At 66.0% G+C, this 17147-nt stretch carries 17 protein-coding genes; 7 read left to right on the top strand and 10 right to left on the bottom strand.

Features of this window, described 5'->3' with window-relative positions; all coding sequences use genetic code 11:
• Positions 1–6: 6 nt before the first annotated feature.
• The 4 genes from urtA to RHA1_RS10360 all read right to left on the bottom strand — a co-directional run bounded on the left by urtA (position 7) and on the right by RHA1_RS10360 (position 4724).
• Positions 7–1260 (bottom strand): urea ABC transporter substrate-binding protein, encoded by a 1254-nt coding sequence (urtA, locus tag RHA1_RS10375; RefSeq protein WP_005563339.1) that lies wholly within the window; start codon positions 1258–1260, stop codon positions 7–9.
• A gap of 271 nt (positions 1261–1531) precedes the next feature.
• Positions 1532–2944, bottom strand: coding sequence for an acetate metabolism transcriptional regulator RamB (gene ramB / locus RHA1_RS10370; RefSeq protein WP_007301354.1), 1413 nt, complete (start codon positions 2942–2944; stop codon positions 1532–1534).
• A 139-nt stretch (positions 2945–3083) separates the two neighbouring features.
• Positions 3084–4343 (bottom strand): formamidase, encoded by a 1260-nt coding sequence (gene fmdA / locus RHA1_RS10365; RefSeq protein WP_011594946.1) that lies wholly within the window; start codon positions 4341–4343, stop codon positions 3084–3086.
• 21 nt (positions 4344–4364) lie between these two features.
• On the bottom strand, positions 4365–4724 hold the full coding sequence (locus RHA1_RS10360; RefSeq protein WP_041811331.1) for an FmdB family zinc ribbon protein: 360 nt from the start codon (positions 4722–4724) through the stop codon (positions 4365–4367).
• 332 nt (positions 4725–5056) lie between these two features.
• Here RHA1_RS10360 and aceA point away from each other — a divergent pair, with 332 nt between their 5' ends.
• The 4 genes from aceA to RHA1_RS10340 all read left to right on the top strand — a co-directional run bounded on the left by aceA (position 5057) and on the right by RHA1_RS10340 (position 10907).
• Positions 5057–6346: an isocitrate lyase gene (aceA, locus tag RHA1_RS10355; protein WP_009474796.1), complete on the top strand. Its 1290-nt coding sequence runs from the start codon at positions 5057–5059 to the stop codon at positions 6344–6346.
• A 119-nt stretch (positions 6347–6465) separates the two neighbouring features.
• Positions 6466–7362: a 3-hydroxybutyryl-CoA dehydrogenase gene (locus tag RHA1_RS10350; protein ID WP_005261077.1), complete on the top strand. Its 897-nt coding sequence runs from the start codon at positions 6466–6468 to the stop codon at positions 7360–7362.
• Positions 7363–7489: 127 nt separating this feature from the next.
• Positions 7490–9784, top strand: coding sequence for a 5-methyltetrahydropteroyltriglutamate--homocysteine S-methyltransferase (gene metE / locus RHA1_RS10345; RefSeq protein ID WP_011594944.1), 2295 nt, complete (start codon positions 7490–7492; stop codon positions 9782–9784).
• An 82-nt stretch (positions 9785–9866) separates the two neighbouring features.
• Positions 9867–10907 carry an NAD(P)-dependent alcohol dehydrogenase gene (locus tag RHA1_RS10340; RefSeq protein WP_009474794.1) on the top strand — a complete coding sequence of 347 codons (1041 nt, stop codon included), beginning with the start codon at positions 9867–9869 and terminating at the stop codon, positions 10905–10907.
• Position 10908: 1 nt separating this feature from the next.
• Here RHA1_RS10340 and RHA1_RS10335 read toward each other — a convergent pair whose 3' ends face one another.
• The gene (locus tag RHA1_RS10335; protein ID WP_005251853.1) at positions 10909–11706 is read right to left on the bottom strand and encodes an RNA polymerase sigma factor SigF; all 798 of its coding nucleotides are present in this window, start codon (positions 11704–11706) and stop codon (positions 10909–10911) included.
• Positions 11703–12137: an ATP-binding protein gene (locus RHA1_RS10330; protein ID WP_011594942.1), complete on the bottom strand. Its 435-nt coding sequence runs from the start codon at positions 12135–12137 to the stop codon at positions 11703–11705. The genes RHA1_RS10335 and RHA1_RS10330 overlap by 4 nt, the downstream gene beginning before the upstream one ends.
• Positions 12138–12358: 221 nt before the next feature.
• Between RHA1_RS10330 and RHA1_RS10325 the strand changes: the two genes are divergently transcribed.
• Positions 12359–13123, top strand: coding sequence for a GAF and ANTAR domain-containing protein (locus RHA1_RS10325; protein WP_009474790.1), 765 nt, complete (start codon positions 12359–12361; stop codon positions 13121–13123).
• Between the two features lie 358 nt (positions 13124–13481).
• Positions 13482–13790, top strand: a complete 309-nt coding sequence (locus RHA1_RS10320) for an STAS domain-containing protein (RefSeq protein ID WP_005251861.1) — start codon at positions 13482–13484, stop codon at positions 13788–13790.
• Positions 13791–13812: 22 nt separating this feature from the next.
• Here RHA1_RS10320 and RHA1_RS10315 read toward each other — a convergent pair whose 3' ends face one another.
• The 3 genes from RHA1_RS10315 to RHA1_RS10310 form a co-directional block, all read right to left on the bottom strand.
• On the bottom strand, positions 13813–15027 hold the full coding sequence (locus RHA1_RS10315) for a glycosyltransferase (protein WP_043778824.1): 1215 nt from the start codon (positions 15025–15027) through the stop codon (positions 13813–13815).
• A 174-nt stretch (positions 15028–15201) separates the two neighbouring features.
• Positions 15202–15357 (bottom strand): DUF6131 family protein, encoded by a 156-nt coding sequence (locus RHA1_RS50395; protein WP_005251863.1) that lies wholly within the window; start codon positions 15355–15357, stop codon positions 15202–15204.
• 16 nt (positions 15358–15373) lie between these two features.
• Positions 15374–15931 (bottom strand): DUF2231 domain-containing protein, encoded by a 558-nt coding sequence (locus RHA1_RS10310; protein WP_011594940.1) that lies wholly within the window; start codon positions 15929–15931, stop codon positions 15374–15376.
• Between the two features lie 96 nt (positions 15932–16027).
• Here RHA1_RS10310 and RHA1_RS10305 point away from each other — a divergent pair, with 96 nt between their 5' ends.
• Positions 16028–16258, top strand: coding sequence for a hypothetical protein (locus RHA1_RS10305; protein ID WP_016882734.1), 231 nt, complete (start codon positions 16028–16030; stop codon positions 16256–16258).
• 21 nt (positions 16259–16279) lie between these two features.
• Here the strand turns inward: RHA1_RS10305 and RHA1_RS10300 are convergent, their stop codons facing one another.
• Positions 16280–17140: a polyphosphate kinase 2 family protein gene (locus tag RHA1_RS10300; RefSeq protein ID WP_011594938.1), complete on the bottom strand. Its 861-nt coding sequence runs from the start codon at positions 17138–17140 to the stop codon at positions 16280–16282.
• Between the last annotated feature and the right edge of the window lie 7 nt (positions 17141–17147).

The following is a 17147-nucleotide window of genomic DNA, read 5'->3' as shown; positions in this document are numbered from 1 at the left end:
CGTGTTCTAGCTACCCAGCGACTCGGCCCACGGGTAGGACTTCAGGTACGGGTCGGGCTGGATCGGGGTGCCCGAATCCCAGACCGTGTAGATCAGGCCGTCGTTCCGGATCTCACCGATGCGCGCGGTCTTGGTGATGTGATGGTTGGACCCGTCGATGGTGACCAGTCCCTCCGGCGCGGCGAACGTGACGCCGTCCGCGTTGTCCTGGATGTCCTTGGTGGCGAAGGAGTTCGCCTTCTCGACGGTGTTCTTCCACAGGTACACGGACGTGTAGGCGGCTTCCATCGGGTCGGACGTCGGCTTGTTCGCGCCGTACCGGGCCTTGTACGCGTCGACGAACTTCTTGTTCTCCGGCGTGTCGATTGTCTGGTAGTAGTTCCAGGCGGTCAGCTGGCCCTCGATGTTCTGGACGCCGATACCGCCGACCTCTTCCTCGGCGATCGACACGGACACGACGGGCATGTCGGCGGGCTTCAGGCCGACGTTCGCGTACTCGCGGAAGAACGCGACGTTGGAGTCGCCGTTGAGGGTGTTGAAGACGGCGTCCGCATCGGCGGACCGGACCTTGTTGACGATGGTCGAGAAGTCGGTGGAGCCGAGCGGGGTGTAGTCCTCACCCTTGATCTCGATGCCGTTGGCCTCCGCGTACGCCTTGATGATGCGGTTGGCGGTCTGCGGGAACACGTAGTCGCTGCCCACCAGGTACAGCGACTTGACGCCCTTCTCCTTCAGGTAGTCGAGGGCGGGCACGATCTGCTGGTTGGTGGTCGCCCCGGTGTAGAAGATGTTCTTCGAATCCTCGAGGCCCTCGTACTGCACGGGGTAGTAGAGCAGCGAGTTGTTGTCCTCGAACACGGGCAGCATCGCCTTGCGGCTCGACGACGTCCAACCACCGAACACGGCTGCGACGCAGTCACTGCTGATCAGCTTCTCCGCCTTCTCGGCGAACACGGTGGGCTCCGAGGCCCCGTCCTCCGCGACGATCTGGATCTTCTTGCCGAGCACGCCGCCCGAGTTGTTGATCTCGTCGACCGCGAGCGCGATCGAATCCCGGACGGTCACCTCGCTGATGGCCATCGTGCCCGACAGCGAGTTCAGCGACCCGACCTTGATCGTGTCCCCGGAGGTGTCCACACAGGACGCCGCGGTGGACTCGCCTGCCGTGTCGGACGCCTTGCTGCCACAACCGGTCAGCACGAGCCCGATGGCGGCGAGCGCGGTCGGTGCAGCGAGGGCGCGCTTGGAGAAGGTGCGCATGTACGGGCCTTTCCGTCGGAGGACTTGGGACCTCCGCAACCCGGGACATGTATCCGCCCCACGTATACAGAGGTGTATTCGTGGGGCGAACATTAAGCGGCCGTTGTTGCGCCTGAATGTCTGTCGGTGACGTGTTCGTGACGCGAATTACGGTTACGTGAACAAGCGCTCACAGCGCTCCCGGCGGGGCCGGATGCTGTTGCCGCTGCGGCCAACGTCACACCGGTTCAGTCGGATTGAAGCGATATGACATCGGACGAACCATGAGGAGTCAGCGGATCAGGTACGGGGAGACCGAACTCTGGTGCTCACTGATATCGAGTTGCTTGCCGAGCGGCGGGAATGCGCGCTGCGGGCAGTTGACACGCTCGCACACCCGGCAACCGGCGCCGATCGGAGTGCCCGGGTTGGAATCGTCGAGGTCGAGACCGTCGCCGTAGACGAGGCGGTGGGCGTGCCGGATCTCGCAGCCGAGCCCGATCGCGAAGATCTTGGCCGGCTGGCCGTAGCGCTGGGCGCGACGTTCGACGGTCCGGGCGATCCACAGGTACCGGCGGCCGTCCGGCATCTGTGCGATCTGGTTCATGATCTTGCCGGGGTATGCGAACGTCTCGTACACGTTCCACAGTGGGCACGTGCCGCCGCTGGTGGAGAAGTGGAACCCCGTGGCGGACTGCCGCTTCGACATGTTCCCGGCCCGGTCGACACGGACGAACATGAATGGCACACCGCGCAGCTTCGGACGCTGCAGCGTCGAGAGACGGTGACAGATCGTCTCGTAGCTCACCGAGTAGAACGCGGACAGCCGCTCGATGTCGTACCGGAAATCCTCGGCCACGTCGTGGAACTGGCCGTACGGCAGCACCGTGGCCGCAGCGAAGTAGTTGGCCAGCCCGAGCCGGGCGAGCGCGACGGACTCGTCGCTCGTGAAGCCACCCTCCGCGACCAGCTTGTCGAGCAGGTCGCCGTATTCGAGGAACGCCAGCTCGGTCGCGAACTTGAACACCTGCTGGCCGCCCGACAGGTGCGGCGAAATCTCCAGCAGCCGGGATTCGGGGTCGTACCGGTGCAGGACGTTCTCGCCCAGGTCGATGCGCTTGACGATCTGCACGTCGTGCACGGTCTGCAACCTGCGGGCGATCTCACCGCCGACGTCGCCGCGGTGGAATCGCATGCGCGCGGTCAGTTCCTCCGCCGCCGTGTCCAGTTCGTGCAGATAGTTCTGCCGCTGATAGAAGTAGTCGCGGACCTCTTCGTGCGGCATCGTGATCGAGCCGCTACCGCTGCCGTCGCTGTAGCGGTCCTCCGTGGCGAGCGCCAGCTGCGCGGTGGTGTTGCGGAAGCGGCGGTGCATGTTGACCATCGCCTTCGCCAGGCCCGGATGCGACGCCACCATCTCGGCGATCTCCTGGGCGTCCGCGTCGATGCCCATCTCCTGATCCAGCGCCACCTCGCGCATCTCCGCGATCAGGCGCGTGTCGTCCTGGGACGAGAAGAACGTGGTGTCGACGCCGAACACCTCGCTGATCCGCAGCAGCACCGGCACCGTCAGTGGCCGCACGTCGTGCTCGATCTGATTGAGGTAGCTGGCGGAGATCTCCAGCGTCTTCGCCAGCGCCGCCTGGCTCAGTCCACGCTCGGTTCGGAGCTGACGCAACCGGGTGCCGACGAAGGTCTTGGACATACGGCAATGGTACCGGCGCAGGTCAGATGTGCGAACGGAACCTTCGCAAGATTTACTCGCGCGGGTCGGGACGCGGTGACGCGAGGCGAATGTACCTCTGGGCGCACTGGAGGCGCTGAAAGGTACATTCGCCCGCAGCTCAGGCCTTGTTCTCCGAGCGCGGCGCGCCGACGCCCGGGTCGATCCGGAACGGACCCGACGCGGACGGTGCGACGGGGAAGTCGAACATCGCCGTCGGCAGGTACACCGTCGAGCAGGAGTTCGGAATGTCCACCACCCCCGACAACCGGCCCTCGATCGGGGCGGCGCCGAGCAGGAGGTAGGCCTGCTCGGGGCTGTACCCGAACTTGGTGAGGTAGTCGATCGCGTGGAGACACGCCCGCTGATACGACAGGTGCGAGTCGAGGTACTTCTGTTCCCCGTCGAGGGTGACGGACGTTCCGGAGAACGCGAGCCACTCCGAATACTGCGGATCGGTGTTACCGGGCATGAAGATCGCGTTCTCGGACACGCCATACGTGTCCATGCCGCCCTTGATGATGTCGACACGCAGGTCGATGAAGCCGCCCATCTCGATGGCGCCGCAGAACGTGATCTCGCCGTCGCCCTGGGAGAAGTGCAGATCGCCGACGGACAGGTTCGCGCCGTCGACGAACACGGGGTAGAAGACGCGGCTGCCCTTGGTGAGGTTCTTGATGTCCTGGTTGCCGCCGTTCTCGCGTGGGGGCGCGGTGCGGGCGGCCTCGCCGGCGACGCGGTCGAAGTCGGCGCCCGACAGGGACCCGAGGACGGCGTCCTGCGGTTCGGGCGGCAGGGCGAGTGGGGGAACCCGGCCCGGGTCGGTGGCGATGAGCGCGCCCTCCCTCGCGTTCCACTTCGACAGAAGGGCGGCCGACGGCGCGGTGCCCATCAGTCCGGGGTGGACGATGCCGGTGAACGAGACGTGCGGGACGTGCCGCGACGTGGCGGTCTGACCGGAGAAGTCCCAGACGGCCTTGTAGGCGTCGGGGAACTGCTCGGTGAGGAATCCGCCGCCGTTGTGGCGGGAGAAGATCCCCGTGTATCCCCATCCCTGGCCGGCCAGCGGGCCGGAATCCTCCTGGGGGATGGGTCCGACGTCCAGGATGTCGACGATCAGCAGGTCGCCGGGCTTCGCGCCCTCCACGGCGAACGGCCCGGACAACGTGTGGACCGTGGTGAGGGGCGCGTTCAGGATGTCGTCGGCGGAGTCGTCGTTGTGGATGGCGCCGTCGAACCATTCGCGGCAGTGGACGCGGAAGGAGTCGCCCGGTTTCACCGTGACCGCGGGCGGGATGTCGGGGTGCCAGCGGTTGTGGCCGACGATCGCCTGATCGGTGAACTTCTTCGAGGAATCGAGCGGAAACAGCAGTTCGGGCATGTGCGCTCCTTCGGTGGCCGGTCAGGGACGAGGAAGTCGGCGGTGCAGCGGATTGCTCGTGACGGATGAACGTCCGGCCGTGGCCGGGGGCGGCGGACCGGTTATGACGTCCGGTTCGTGAGCCGACCTCTTCGTGCGGTCGAGGAGGTTCATCGCGGACGACGACCCGTGTCCGAGCCGCGGCGGGGACACACGCCGGACGGCGTCGCGATCGCACCGGGGGCAGCGGGTGGTGCCGGGTACGTCGGCCATCGGGAACGACCGCTCGAACGGGCCGCAGTCGGCGGCGCATCGGAATTCGTACAGCGGCAACGTGGTGCCCTTCGCCGGAGGAGACCATTCGAGGTCACGGTAACCGACCTGATTGGTGATTGCAGTCACAACGGGCGCGTCGCGGGGTGTGCCGCGGCGGGAAGGCGAGGGTCGCTGGGGCGGAAATATCTGTGTACGGCCAGTTGCGTGCATTTGGTTCACCACCTGCGGCTTTTTGCTACTGGCGAGTATTTTTCCTCTCCGATCGGGCAGGTATGGCACCGAACTTTCTTAACAGTCTTTGCAAAGCTCTGTGAAAAGCTAGCCAAGATTGGCATTAGCAACAGGTAGACGGCACTTTTTGCGTGTGTCATTCTCGGTAAGTACATACGAAGGGCCTGGCAAGGATGTGAAGCAGTACATCCGTACCGGACCAGCAGATCGAAGAGAGTGGAGTCTTGATGTCGACCACCGGCACCCCGAAGACCGCAGCTGAAATCCAGCAGGATTGGGACACCAACCCGCGCTGGAAGGGAGTAACCCGCAACTACACGGCGGAGCAGGTCACCAAGCTCCAGGGCACCGTTGTCGAAGAGCAGACCCTCGCACGCCGTGGTTCCGAGATCCTCTGGGACCTCGTGAACAACGAGGACTACATCAACTCGCTGGGCGCGCTGACCGGCAACCAGGCCGTTCAGCAGGTCCGTGCAGGCCTCAAGGCCATCTACCTGTCCGGTTGGCAGGTCGCCGGTGACGCGAACCTGTCCGGACATACCTACCCCGACCAGAGCCTCTACCCGGCCAACTCGGTCCCGCAGGTCGTGCGCCGCATCAACAATGCGCTGCTGCGTGCCGACGAGATCGCCAAGGTCGAGGGCGACACCTCCGTCGACAACTGGCTCGCCCCGATCGTCGCCGACGGAGAAGCAGGCTTCGGTGGCGCGCTCAACGTCTACGAGCTGCAGAAGGCCATGATCGCGGCCGGCGTCGCCGGTTCGCACTGGGAAGACCAGCTCGCGTCGGAGAAGAAGTGTGGCCACCTCGGTGGCAAGGTCCTCGTCCCCACGCAGCAGCACATCCGCACCCTGACCTCGGCTCGCCTCGCCGCCGACGTCGCGGACGTTCCCACCGTGGTCATCGCCCGCACCGATGCCGAGGCCGCGACCCTCATCACGTCCGACGTCGACGAGCGCGACCAGCAGTTCCTGGACGGAACCCGCACCGCCGAGGGCTTCTTCGGTATCAAGAACGGCATCGAGCCCTGCATCGCGCGCGCCAAGGCCTACGCCCCGTACGCCGACCTCATCTGGATGGAGACCGGCGTGCCGGACCTCGAGGTCGCCAAGAAGTTCGCCGAGTCGGTTCGCAGCGAGTTCCCGGACCAGCTGCTCGCGTACAACTGCTCGCCGTCCTTCAACTGGAAGGCGCACCTGGACGACGCCACCATCGCGAAGTTCCAGAAGGAGCTCGGCGCGATGGGCTTCAAGTTCCAGTTCATCACCCTGGCCGGCTTCCACTCGCTCAACTACGGCATGTTCGACCTGGCGCACGGCTACGCCCGCGAGGGCATGACCGCCTTCGTCGACCTGCAGGAGCGCGAGTTCAAGGCCGCCGAGGAGCGTGGCTTCACCGCCATCAAGCATCAGCGTGAGGTCGGTGCCGGCTACTTCGACAGCATCGCCACCACGGTCGACCCCAACACCTCGACGGCTGCCCTGAAGGGCTCCACCGAAGAGGGTCAGTTCCACTGAGCCTTGGCCTCCAAGGTTTCGACCGATCAAGGTTTCACCTGATCAACCCGACCCCGGGGAGGGGCCTGTAACCGGGCCCCTCCCCGGGCGACGACTCCACTAGACGAAAAGGAGCTGACGTGACCAGCGAAAAGATTCAGCGCGTCGGCGTGATCGGCGCCGGGATCATGGGTGCCGGAATCGCAGAGGTGTGTGCTCGCGCGCACGTCGACGTTCTGGTGTTCGAGCAGACCCGCGAGCTTGCGGCGGCGGGGCGTTCGCGCATCCTGCGGTCGCTCGACCGCGGAGTGAGCAGCGGCAAGATCACCGAGCGGGAACGTGAGCAGGCCGCCTGGCGGCTGCGGTTCACCTCCGATCTCGGTGATTTCGCGGATCGGCAGCTCGTCGTGGAGGCCGTCGTCGAGGACGAGAAGGTGAAGAGCGAGATCTTCACCGAACTCGACCAGGTCGTGACGGATCCGAACGCCGTGCTGGCGTCCAACACGTCGTCGATCCCGATCATGAAGCTGGGTATCGCCACGAAGTCCCCGGAACGGGTCATCGGGATGCACTTCTTCAACCCCGTTCCGGTGCTTCCCCTCGTCGAGTTGGTGACCACGCTCAAGACGAGCAAGTCGGTGTCCGAGCGGGCCGAGGCCTTCGCGAGTGATGTGCTGGGCAAGCAGGTCGTCCGTTCCGCGGACCGTTCCGGATTCGTCGTCAACGCCCTCCTGGTGCCGTACCTGCTCTCCGCGATCCGCATGGTGGAGTCCGGGTTCGCCACCAAGGAAGACATCGACAAGGCAACGGTTCTCGGCCTCGCACACCCGATGGGTCCGCTCGCGCTGACCGACCTGGTGGGCCTGGACACGGTCAAGTCGATCGCCGACTCCATGTACGAAGAGTTCAAGGAGCCCCTGTACTCGGCGCCGCCGCTGCTGCTCCGCATGGTCGAGGCCGGGTTGGTCGGCAAGAAGTCCGGCGCGGGCTTCTACGAGTACGGCGACAACGGCCGTGCCAGCAAGAAGGCCAGCTAGTAGGTAGGTAGGTAGGCGACTACACCTGTGCGCCTTTCACGACCACTGGCGGTTGTGAGAGGCGCACAGGTGCATCGAGCCCAGAGGCATTCTCAGCCACTGGACTGAGCCCAGAAAGGTCGACCGCATGTCCAGCACCGCAGCATACGGATCCAGCATCCTGGGGTATCCCCGCATCGGACCTCGCCGCGAACTCAAGCGTGCCCTCGAGTCCTACTGGCACGGCACGAGCACGAAGGAAGAACTCGTGACCGTCGCCCGGGATCTGCAGGAGGAGACGTGGAGTGAGCTCGCCGCGACCGGTCTGACCCAGGTCCCGGGCAACACGTTCTCCTACTACGACCACGTACTCGACAACGCGCTGCTGTTCGGTGCCGTGCCCGAGCGGTTCAAGCCGCTCGAGAGTCAGCTCGATCCGCTGGACTTCTACTTCACGCTGGCGCGTGGCCGGCCGGACTTCCCGCCGCTCGAGCTGGTGCGGTTCTTCGGTACCAACTACCACTACCGTCAGCCCGAACTGGACGAGAACACCGAGTTCGCGCTGCGGTCCGAGACCGTGATGGACGAGTTCGAGCGGGCGAAGGCGCGCGGGATCGAACTGCGTCCCGTCGTGTTGGGGCCCGTGTCGCTGCTGCTGCTGTCGAAGGTCGGTCCGACGTCGAAGCGGCACGGCTTCTCCACCCTGGACCTGCTGGACAAGGTGCTGCCGGAGTACGAGCGGCTGTTCGAGCAGCTCGCGAAGGCGGGCGCCACGTGCGTCCAGCTGGACGAGCCGTCGTTCACCGAGGACCGCACACCCGAAGAACTGGCCGCGCTGGCAAAGGCGTACGAGAAGCTGTCGCACGCACCGCTGCGGCCCCGCATCCTCGTCACCGGTCCGTACGGGCATCTCGGGGAGGCGCTCGCCATCCTTGCCTCCACCAAGGTGGAGGCTCTGGGCCTCGACCTCGTCAGTCACCGGCTGAGCGCCGACGAGCTGGCGAAGATCCCGGGCATGAAGCGCAAGCGCATCTACGCCGGTGTGGTCGACGGCCGCAACGTGTGGCGCGTCGACCGGTACAACACGCTGACGTACCTGAACACGCTGAAGGACGTCGTGCCGGATCTCGTGGTCTCGACGTCGACGTCGTTGCTGCACGTGCCGTACGACGTGTTGTCCGAGTACGACATCCCGGGTGATGTCGCGGATCGGCTCGCGTTCGCGAAGCAGAAGGTCGGCGAGGTGGTTTCGCTGGCCAAGGCGCTCACCGAAGGTCCGTCCGACAAGTGGCGCAAGCGTCCCACGTCGGTGCACTTCAAGCTCAAGCACGCGGTGCGGGCACGGGTCAATGCGATCAAGCCGGGCGACCGCCTCCGGGTTCCGTACGAGGAGCGGCGGCTCGCCCAGCAGGAGCGACTGAACCTGCCGCTGGTTCCGGCGACGACGCTGGGCTCGTTCCCGCAGACGGACGCGATCCGGCAGGCGCGGTACGAGCTGGGTGAGGGACGCCTCGAGTGGGAGGAGTACTACAAGCGGATCCAGGCCGAGATCGAAAGCACGATCCGGTTGCAGGAAGACATCGGGCTCGACGTCTTCGTGCACGGTGAGCACGAGCGCAACGACATGGTGCAGTACTTCGCGGAGCTTCTCGAGGGGTATGCCTTCACCCACAACGGGTGGGTGCAGGCTTACGGCTCGCGGTGTACTCGTCCGCCGATCCTCTACGGGGACGTGTCGCGGCCGAAGCCGATGACCGTCGAGTGGATCTCGTACGCGCAGTCGCTGACGGACAAGCCGGTCAAGGGCATGCTCACGGGTCCGGTGACGATGATCGCGCGGTCGTTCGTCCGCCAGGATCAGCCGCTGTACGAGACGGCTGACCAGTTGGCGCTGGTGATCCGTGACGAGATCGCCGACCTCGAGGCGGCGGGTATCGCGATCATCCAGGTCGACGAGCCGGCGATCCGGGAATTGCTGCCGTTGCGCGAGAACGGCCGCGAGGCGTATCTCGAGTGGGCGGTCGACGCCTTCCGTCTCGCGACGGGCGGGGCGAAGCCGGAGACGCAGATCCACACGCATATCACGTACACGAGCCGGGCGTCGGTGGTCGACGCCATCGAACGGCTCGATGCGGACGTGACGGCGATCGTGGCGACGCGCTCCATCACGTGGGTCCTCGATGCCATCAAGGAGCGGGCGCTGACCCACGGTGTCGGTCCGGGTGTGTACGAGAGCCGGTCGGCCCGGATTCCGGACATCGACGAGTTGGACGAACTGCTCACGGAGGCGAGCGAGTCGATCTCACTCGAGCGGTTGTGGGCCAACCCGGACGGCGGACTGAAGACGCGTCACTACTGGCAGCTCGAGCCTTCGCTGCGCAATATGGTGGCGGCGGCGAAGCGTCTCCGCAGGCGGGCCGAGAAGGAAGAATCCGAGGCCTGATTTCTGAGGCGTGTTCGGGGTCACCGCGTCAGCGGTGGCTCCGAACGTGCGTTCGGTCGCGCAAACATGTAGGCATGTAAGCATGGTTACCGCAGCCGCATACGCAGTCACGTCCAGCGCAGGACCCTTCGAGAAGACCACCATCGAACGCCGCGAGCTCGGACCGCTCGACGTGCTCATCGAGATCAAGTTCGCCGGCATCTGCCACTCCGACATTCATACCGCCCGCAACGAGTGGGGCAGCACGCACTATCCCGTCGTCCCCGGTCACGAGATCGCGGGCGTCGTGAGCGCGGTCGGTTCCGGCGTCACGAAGCACCGGGTCGGCGACCGGGTCGGTGTCGGCTGCTTCGTCGACTCCTGCGGCGAATGCGACGCCTGCCGGGCCGACGAGGAGCAGTACTGCGTCAACCGGGTGACCGGCACGTACAACGCCAAGGGGCGCGACGGCGAGTGGACGCAGGGCGGCTACTCGACGCACATCGTCGTGACGGAACGATTCGTCCTGTCCATACCCGACGGCCTGGCACTGGACGTCGCGGCGCCGCTGCTCTGCGCCGGGATCACGCTGTACTCACCGCTCGCACACTGGGGAGCCGGACCGGGCAAGAAGGTCGCCGTCGTCGGGATGGGCGGTCTCGGACACGTCGGTGTGAAGATCGCGCATGCGATGGGTGCCGAGGTCACCGTGCTCAGCCAGTCCCTCGGCAAGAAGGACGACGGCCTGAAGTTCGGTGCCGACCACTACTACGCCACCGCGGATCCGATCACGTTCACGCAGTTGCGCGGACAATTCGACCTCATCGTCAACACCGTCTCGGTGAATCTCGACATCGACGCCTACATGTCGATGCTCGCGATCAACGGAACCCTGGTCGAACTGGGGCTGCCGGAGAAGCCGATCGAGGTGCGCGCGTTCAGTCTCGCAGCCAACCGTCGCAGTCTCGCCGGTTCGATGGTGGGCGGGATCGCGCAGACGCAGGAGATGCTGGACTTCTGCGCCCAGCACGGTATCGGCGCCGAGATCGAGGTGATCTCGGCGGACGAGATCGACGGCGCCTACGACCGCGTGGTCGGCAGCGACGTGCGGTACCGATTCGTGATCGACACGGCAACGATCTGACCTACGCGTCACCGAGTTGATCTCGCAGTGATGCCAGTGTCTTCGCCAGCAACCGGGACACGTGCATCTGCGAGATACCGACCCGGTCGGCGATCTGAGTCTGTGTCATGTTGCCGAAGAATCGCAGCATGAGGACGGTCCGCTCCCGTTCGGGCAGCGATTGGAGCAGGGGGCGCAGGGTTTCGTGGTTCTCGACGTCGTCCATCGCGGCGTCGTAGTCGCCGAGTGTCTCCACCATGGACAGCTCGCCTGTCCGGTCCGACGACGTGTTGTCGACGGAGACCGTCTGGTACGCGTTGCCGGCGAGGAGCCCCTGCGCCACCTCCTCCTGTTCGAGGTCCAGATGTTCGGCGAGTTCGCTGACGGTGGGCGCGTGGCCGAGACTCTGGGACAGTTCGGCGACGGCCTGGCTCAGCGCGAGGTGCAGTTCCTTCATCCGGCGGGGCACCCGCACGGCCCACCCGGTGTCGCGGAAGTGCCGTCGTACCTCGCCCATGATGGTGGGGACCGCGAACGACACGAAGTCGGATCCCCGCTCCACGTCGAACCGGTCGACCGAGTTGACCAGGCCGAGGCGCGCGACCTGAACCAGATCGTCGTGCGCCTCGCCGCGGCCGTCGAAACGGCGAGCGATGTGCTCGGCGAGCGGGAGGCAGCGCGTCACGACGGCGTCACGCAGTCTGCTGCGCCGGGGATCGTCCTCGTCGAGGGCTGCCATCTGTTCGAAGAGTGCTGTGACGTCCTGATACTCGTCCGGCCAACGGGCCGTGTGCCCCCCACTGTGAGTATGGGACGTCACAGACTCAGGCCGTTCTTCACCTTGGTGAATTCCATGGTGGTCACGAAACCCGCGCTGGCTGAGTCGGGCTCCTGTTTCAGATCGACCGAATCGGTGAGGGCGTTGAGTACGTGCCAGGCGAACGAACGCTCGCCGAGGGAGTCGACCGAGGTGGTGGTGCTCGATACGTCGACTCGCAGGGTGTTGTCGAGATACTGCAGCCGGCACACCAGGACCGCATCCGGTGTCGCGCGGACGATCAGCTGGGTACAGATCTCGTCCATGGCCAGTTTGATGTCGGCGATGGAGTCGAGGTCGAAATCTTCGTGAATGGCAACGGTTGCTGCAAGGGCGCGCAGTACGGAGAGCTGATCGGGCGTTGCTCGCACGCGCAGTTCGACGACGGGATGTGTGTGATCCTGGTCGGGTTCGATTGTCTTGGCGATGGCCATGAGACCTCCGGGTCGGGCGTACCGTGCTGTCGGCGGGCGGTGGGTCGGCTCGCGCTGCTGAGAAGTCAGGGTAGCGATCCGGCGACACCGCAGGTGGAATACCGCAGAACAGGACCGATCAAACCAGTCCGATCAGTACGTTTGCCCGAGTAATGTTGGCGGCACGATCAGCGTTCCTGAGGCCCTCGGCAGGGTCATGGTGGTCACGGGAGACGAGTGGGATGCCTGACGAGATTCATCTGCACACGTTGACGAGTGACGTCGAGACCGCAGACGCCGACGCGGTCACCGTGTCGCTCGACGCTGTGCTCGAGTTGCTTGAGCCCGAGGACGAGACCGACGTCGTGCTGCACACGCTGTGCCGTCGGATGGTCGAGGTGTTCCCGGGTGCGGCGATGGCCGGGATCACCGTTCTCGGGCCGACGGGTCCCGTCACGGTGGCCGCGACGTCGGACGAGCTCGCGGCGCTCGAGGAGTTGCAGTACCGCTTCGGTGAGGGGCCTGCGCTCGACGTCGTGCGCTCCCGCGAGACCGTGCGAGCCGACCGCGCCGCCGCGTACGAGAGGTGGCCGGCGTACGCCGCGAGTTCCGAACCGGCAGGCGTCCACAGCTATCTGTCCGTGCCCCTTCCCGTCGCGGAGCAGTCTGCCGCCCTGAATCTGTACGGACTGTTGCCGCACGCCTTCCACCGCATGGACGAGTCGGTGCTCGAGCTCTACGTCGAGGCGGCAGCGGTCGCGGTGCGCAATGCGCGGCGGTACGGCGAGGCGAGAAATCTGATCGAGCAACTTCGTATCGCCCTCCGTTCCCGCGCCGTCATCGACCAGGCGAAGGGAATCGTGATGGCGTTGCGGGGTCTCGACGCCGAGACCGCATTCGAGGTCCTCGTCACGCGTTCGCAGCGGGAGAACGTCAAACTGCGCGTGGTCGCAGAACGTGTCGTCGCGGCTGTTTCGGCGCGTACAACCATGCGTAACGGTTTGTAATCGCTCACCAGGGCAAATGAGAGCTCGAGTATCTGTTATTTCCTTGTGACACATCACAGGCGGGAGTAGTCTCGAACCGAGGTTGAACACACAGCCGATGTCGGGAAGCGCTGCCGTAGCAGACGGTGTCATGTGTCCGAGGTCGGGTCTGTCTGCAGGTGCTCCGCTTCCCCTCTCAATGTTCGAGATGGGGTGAGCCATGTCTGTTGGTCCAGGGGTCCCAGAACCTGAAATGGCGTGTTCGGGCACGGAGTTCGGTACCACGTACAGGCCGAGGGTAACGCTCTCGGCCGTCGGTTCCGCTCCGACACGCTGTGCGAGCGCGGAATTCACTTCCGAGCGAGTCGGGTCCGGGGTGATGTTGGTAGGGGTGCGAGGCGAGATCGACCTGTTCAGTGCGCCGGGGTTCCGCGACTACGTGTGCACGCGGATCTCGCCCGAGGGTCAGTTCATCCTCGACATGTCGAAGGTGGATTTCATCGGAACCGCGGGTCTGTCGGTGCTCGACACCGTCCACGCGACGAACGTCCGGGACGGCCGGACGTGGGCGATGATCTGCGGCCGGCCGGTGTATCGACTGCTCAGGGCCGCGGGCCAGGAGTCGAGCTACCCGTGCTTCGCTTCCGTGGACAGTGCCCTCGGGGCCTGGCACGGCCGAACGGCCTGAGCGTCCGAACCGGCGCCCGACGTCAGTGGGCGCCGGTTCGACTCGTGCGCGGAGGGGCCGACACGCAGCGGCCGTAGGCGCGGAGGGTGTCGGTGGCGACCCGGTCCCACGAGTAGCGGGCGCGGGCGCGATCGCAGCCCGCCATGCCGTATCCCGTGCGCAGGGCGTCGTCGTCGAAGATCTGTCGCAGGGCCTCGGCCAGGCGGACCGGGTTGCGCGGTGAGATGAGGCGTCCGGTGATGCCGTCGACCACCGTGTCCCGCATGCCACCGACGGCGGACGCCACAACCGGTGTGCCACAGGCCATCGCCTCGAGCGGAACCATGCCGAACGGCTCGTACCAGGGGGTGCACACCACGGCGTCCGCCGACCGCAGCAGCGAGGGCATGGCGTTTCTCGGCACGCGCCCGACGATCCGTACCCGGTTACGCACCTTCGTCTCCCGGGCCAGGGTCAGCAGTCGCGATGCTTCGGGGTCGTCGGCGACCTCGTCGGCGGCCGGCCCACCCGCGATGACGAGTTCGGTGTCGGGGAAGTGGGAGAGCGCCTCGATCGCGGTGTCGAACCCCTTGCTCGGCGCCAGCCGGCCCACCATGACGAGGCGATGGCGTTTGCCCTTCTCGTCGGCGCGGCCGTCGGGCGTGAACTCGGCGACGTCGACGCCGGACGGAACCACGGACGTGCGCGAGCGCGGCAGGCCGAGGTGGGAGAGTTCGAAGACCTCGTCCGTGCACGTCGCCACCACCCGGGTGGCTCCGCGGGCGATCAACTGTTCCAAGTGAATTCGGTTGTGGGTGCTCGACGAATCCGCACGCTCGAACCGCTGCTCGACCACCCCCAGCGCATGGAACGTCTGGACCACCGGAATGCCGAGAGTGCGGGCGGCGAGTTGCGTCGCGATCCCGGACATCCAGTAGTGGGCGTGGACGATGTCGGGCCGTTCGGCTTCCCATTCGGCCTTCAGGACGCTGCCGAACGCCCCCATCAGCGGCAGGATCTCGGCCTCGGACATCCGCCGCGCGGGCCCGACAGGCACGTGCACCACGGTGTACCCGCCCGGCGTCGTGACCCGCTCCGGGGCGTCCTCGCTCTCCGCCCTGGTGTAGACGGTGACGTCGTGACCCTCCCGCGTGAGGGCTGCCGACAGTTCGGCGAGGTGAATGCTCTGCCCCCCGACATCGGCGCCGTCCGAGACCTCGAGGGGACTGGCGTTGGCCGAGACCATCGAAATCCTCAATCGTCTCGAGGTGCCGACGGCTGCCGTTCTCATCGGTTGCCCGCCGCACACGGGAGGTCTGGGTTCGCGATGAATGGCCGTCATGCCACGGGGATTCCCGAACTTCGGGTTTGTAAACCGACCGGCTAGCACTCTGTCACAGGACAGGTTGCACAGGCGTGCCGGTGTTGCGTTCTAATACCAGCGCCGCCTGCCGCCGACCGCACGCCCGGTGGCGCCGAGAATCCACAGGATCGCGCCGATCACCAGGAGGATGATGCCGATGGTCCACAGCCAGGTGAGGCCGGTGAGCCATCCGATCAGGAGCAAGATCAGTCCGAGCACGATCATGACGTTCCTCGATTCTTCATCCCACCGGGGCGAGGGGAGCGTCCGATCCCGGACCCTCCCGCACCCCGTCGACTCCTGCGCCCATTGCGTAGGTCAGATGCCCGCCGAGCGCGCCGCCGACGCCGATCGCGAGTAGTCCCGCGGTGCTCGTGACGACAGCGCGTGCGTCCGTTCCGTGCCTGCGGCGAAGGTAGGACGCGAGCATGGCCGTGATGCCGATGGCGTTGGCCTCGGCGTGGATCAGGCCGACGCGGCGCTGACGCGTATCGCGGTCGGACCAGTCCGCCCAGCCGGTCACCAACGTCGGGGGAGTGGCGAGCAGTCCCAGGCCGATCAGCCTGCGTGCGCCGACGTGATCGCGGAACGCCAGATCGAAGACGGTCGCGCCGACCCACGCACCGATGGGGAGGCTGACGAGAACGGGATGCACGGGGTGCCCGAGCCAGGATCCGCGCAACACCGCACCCGCGCCGGACGAACCGAGCGCCCCCTGGATCCGCTGTTGCAGGAACCGGCTGCCGCCGTCGAGGAACCCGGCGGATTCCGCCTTCCGGAACAGGCTCTCGAGGTTCATGACTCCCGGTTACCCAGGGCGGCGCGAAGAAAACCGGCCTGCCTTGTCGTCGATGCAGGTCGGGCGTAGCGTCGGGACCACGTTCTCGAAGGTGAGGTGAGTGCCGTGAAACTCAATCTCTTCGCTGCTTGGGTCAGCTTCGCTCTCGTGTTGTTGTCGGTGGTCTGTCTCGGCGGGTTCCTCGTCGCCGCAGGCTCGGGGCAGGGCGGCTGGGCGGTGATCTCCGGATCTCTGTGCGTCGTCGCGCTGGCCGGAGCGATGGCGCTGTACGGAGGAGCCGTGCGTCACGATCACAGGCTGCACCACGAAACGCCGCACCTCTTCTGACGGCGGCATTTCCGGAAGGGCTCAGGAGTCCGCGAGCCTCCGCTTCTCCGCGTCGATGTCGAAAGTGGCGGGCGGCCAGTCGAGGTCCAGCTTCTCCAGGGCATCGATCAGCAGCTCGGTGACCGCGATGCGGCTGTACCACTTGCGGTCGCACGGAACCACGTACCACGGCGCGTAATCGGTCGACGTCTCGTCGAGCATCGCCTGATACGCGTCCTGGTACGCGGGCCAGAGCTTGCGCTCGTCGACGTCCGAGGGGTTGTACTTCCAGTACTTGTCCCGGCGTTCCAACCGTTCGCGCAGCCGCGACTTCTGTTCGTCGAGTGAGACGAACATCGCGACCTTCACCAGCGTCGTGCCGCCGGCGACGAGTTCCTTCTCGAATTGGTTGATCTCGTCGTAGCGGCCGCTCCAGATTTCCGCGGGCACGAGATCGTGAACCCGGACCACCAGCACGTCCTCGTAGTGCGACCGGTCGAACACGCCGAGTTGCCCGCCGCGGGGCAGGGCGTTCTCGATCCGCCACAGGAAGTGGTGGCGCTTCTCCTCGGGTGTGGGCACGCCGAACGACGCGTGATCCACGCCCTGCGGATCCACGTGCCCGATGACGTGGCGGACCATTCCGCCTTTACCCGCGGTGTCCATGCCCTGCAGCACGAGGAGCACCGACCGGCCGTCGCCGGATCGTCCGTTGGCGTAGAGCTTCTCCTGGAGGGGCGACAGCACCGCACCGCGTTCCTCGAGCAGCGCGACCCCGTCCGACTTGTCGCCGACGAACCCCGGTGTGCTCCCACAATCGAGTTCGGCGATCCGCTGACCCGGGCGCGATCGCAGGGCCTCGATCGCCGGCGCCTTCCACACTCCGCGTGCCTTGTCTGCCATGTACAAA

This window comes from Rhodococcus jostii RHA1 (genome assembly GCF_000014565.1).
In the GTDB taxonomy this organism is placed as follows: domain Bacteria; phylum Actinomycetota; class Actinomycetes; order Mycobacteriales; family Mycobacteriaceae; genus Rhodococcus_F; species Rhodococcus_F jostii_A.
The sequence above is the reverse complement of the archived record's forward strand: the minus strand, read 5'-3'. Positions and strand labels throughout refer to the sequence as shown.

Excerpts from the sequence above, each read along its gene's own strand:
- ramB (WP_007301354.1), bottom strand. The coding sequence starts at position 2,944 with ATGTCCAAGACCTTCGTCGGCACCCGGTTGCGTCAGCTCCGAACCGAG.
- RHA1_RS10330 (WP_011594942.1), bottom strand. The coding sequence starts at position 12,137 with ATGGCCATCGCCAAGACAATCGAACCCGACCAGGATCACACACATCCC.
- aceA (WP_009474796.1), top strand. The coding sequence starts at position 5,057 with ATGTCGACCACCGGCACCCCGAAGACCGCAGCTGAAATCCAGCAGGAT.
- RHA1_RS10320 (WP_005251861.1), top strand. The coding sequence starts at position 13,482 with ATGTTGGTAGGGGTGCGAGGCGAGATCGACCTGTTCAGTGCGCCGGGG.
- metE (WP_011594944.1), top strand. The coding sequence starts at position 7,490 with ATGTCCAGCACCGCAGCATACGGATCCAGCATCCTGGGGTATCCCCGC.
- RHA1_RS10325 (WP_009474790.1), top strand. The coding sequence starts at position 12,359 with ATGCCTGACGAGATTCATCTGCACACGTTGACGAGTGACGTCGAGACC.
- RHA1_RS50395 (WP_005251863.1), bottom strand. The coding sequence starts at position 15,357 with ATGATCGTGCTCGGACTGATCTTGCTCCTGATCGGATGGCTCACCGGC.
- RHA1_RS10300 (WP_011594938.1), bottom strand. The coding sequence starts at position 17,140 with ATGGCAGACAAGGCACGCGGAGTGTGGAAGGCGCCGGCGATCGAGGCC.
- urtA (WP_005563339.1), bottom strand. The coding sequence starts at position 1,260 with ATGCGCACCTTCTCCAAGCGCGCCCTCGCTGCACCGACCGCGCTCGCC.
- RHA1_RS10310 (WP_011594940.1), bottom strand. The coding sequence starts at position 15,931 with ATGAACCTCGAGAGCCTGTTCCGGAAGGCGGAATCCGCCGGGTTCCTC.
- RHA1_RS10340 (WP_009474794.1), top strand. The coding sequence starts at position 9,867 with ATGGTTACCGCAGCCGCATACGCAGTCACGTCCAGCGCAGGACCCTTC.
- fmdA (WP_011594946.1), bottom strand. The coding sequence starts at position 4,343 with ATGCCCGAACTGCTGTTTCCGCTCGATTCCTCGAAGAAGTTCACCGAT.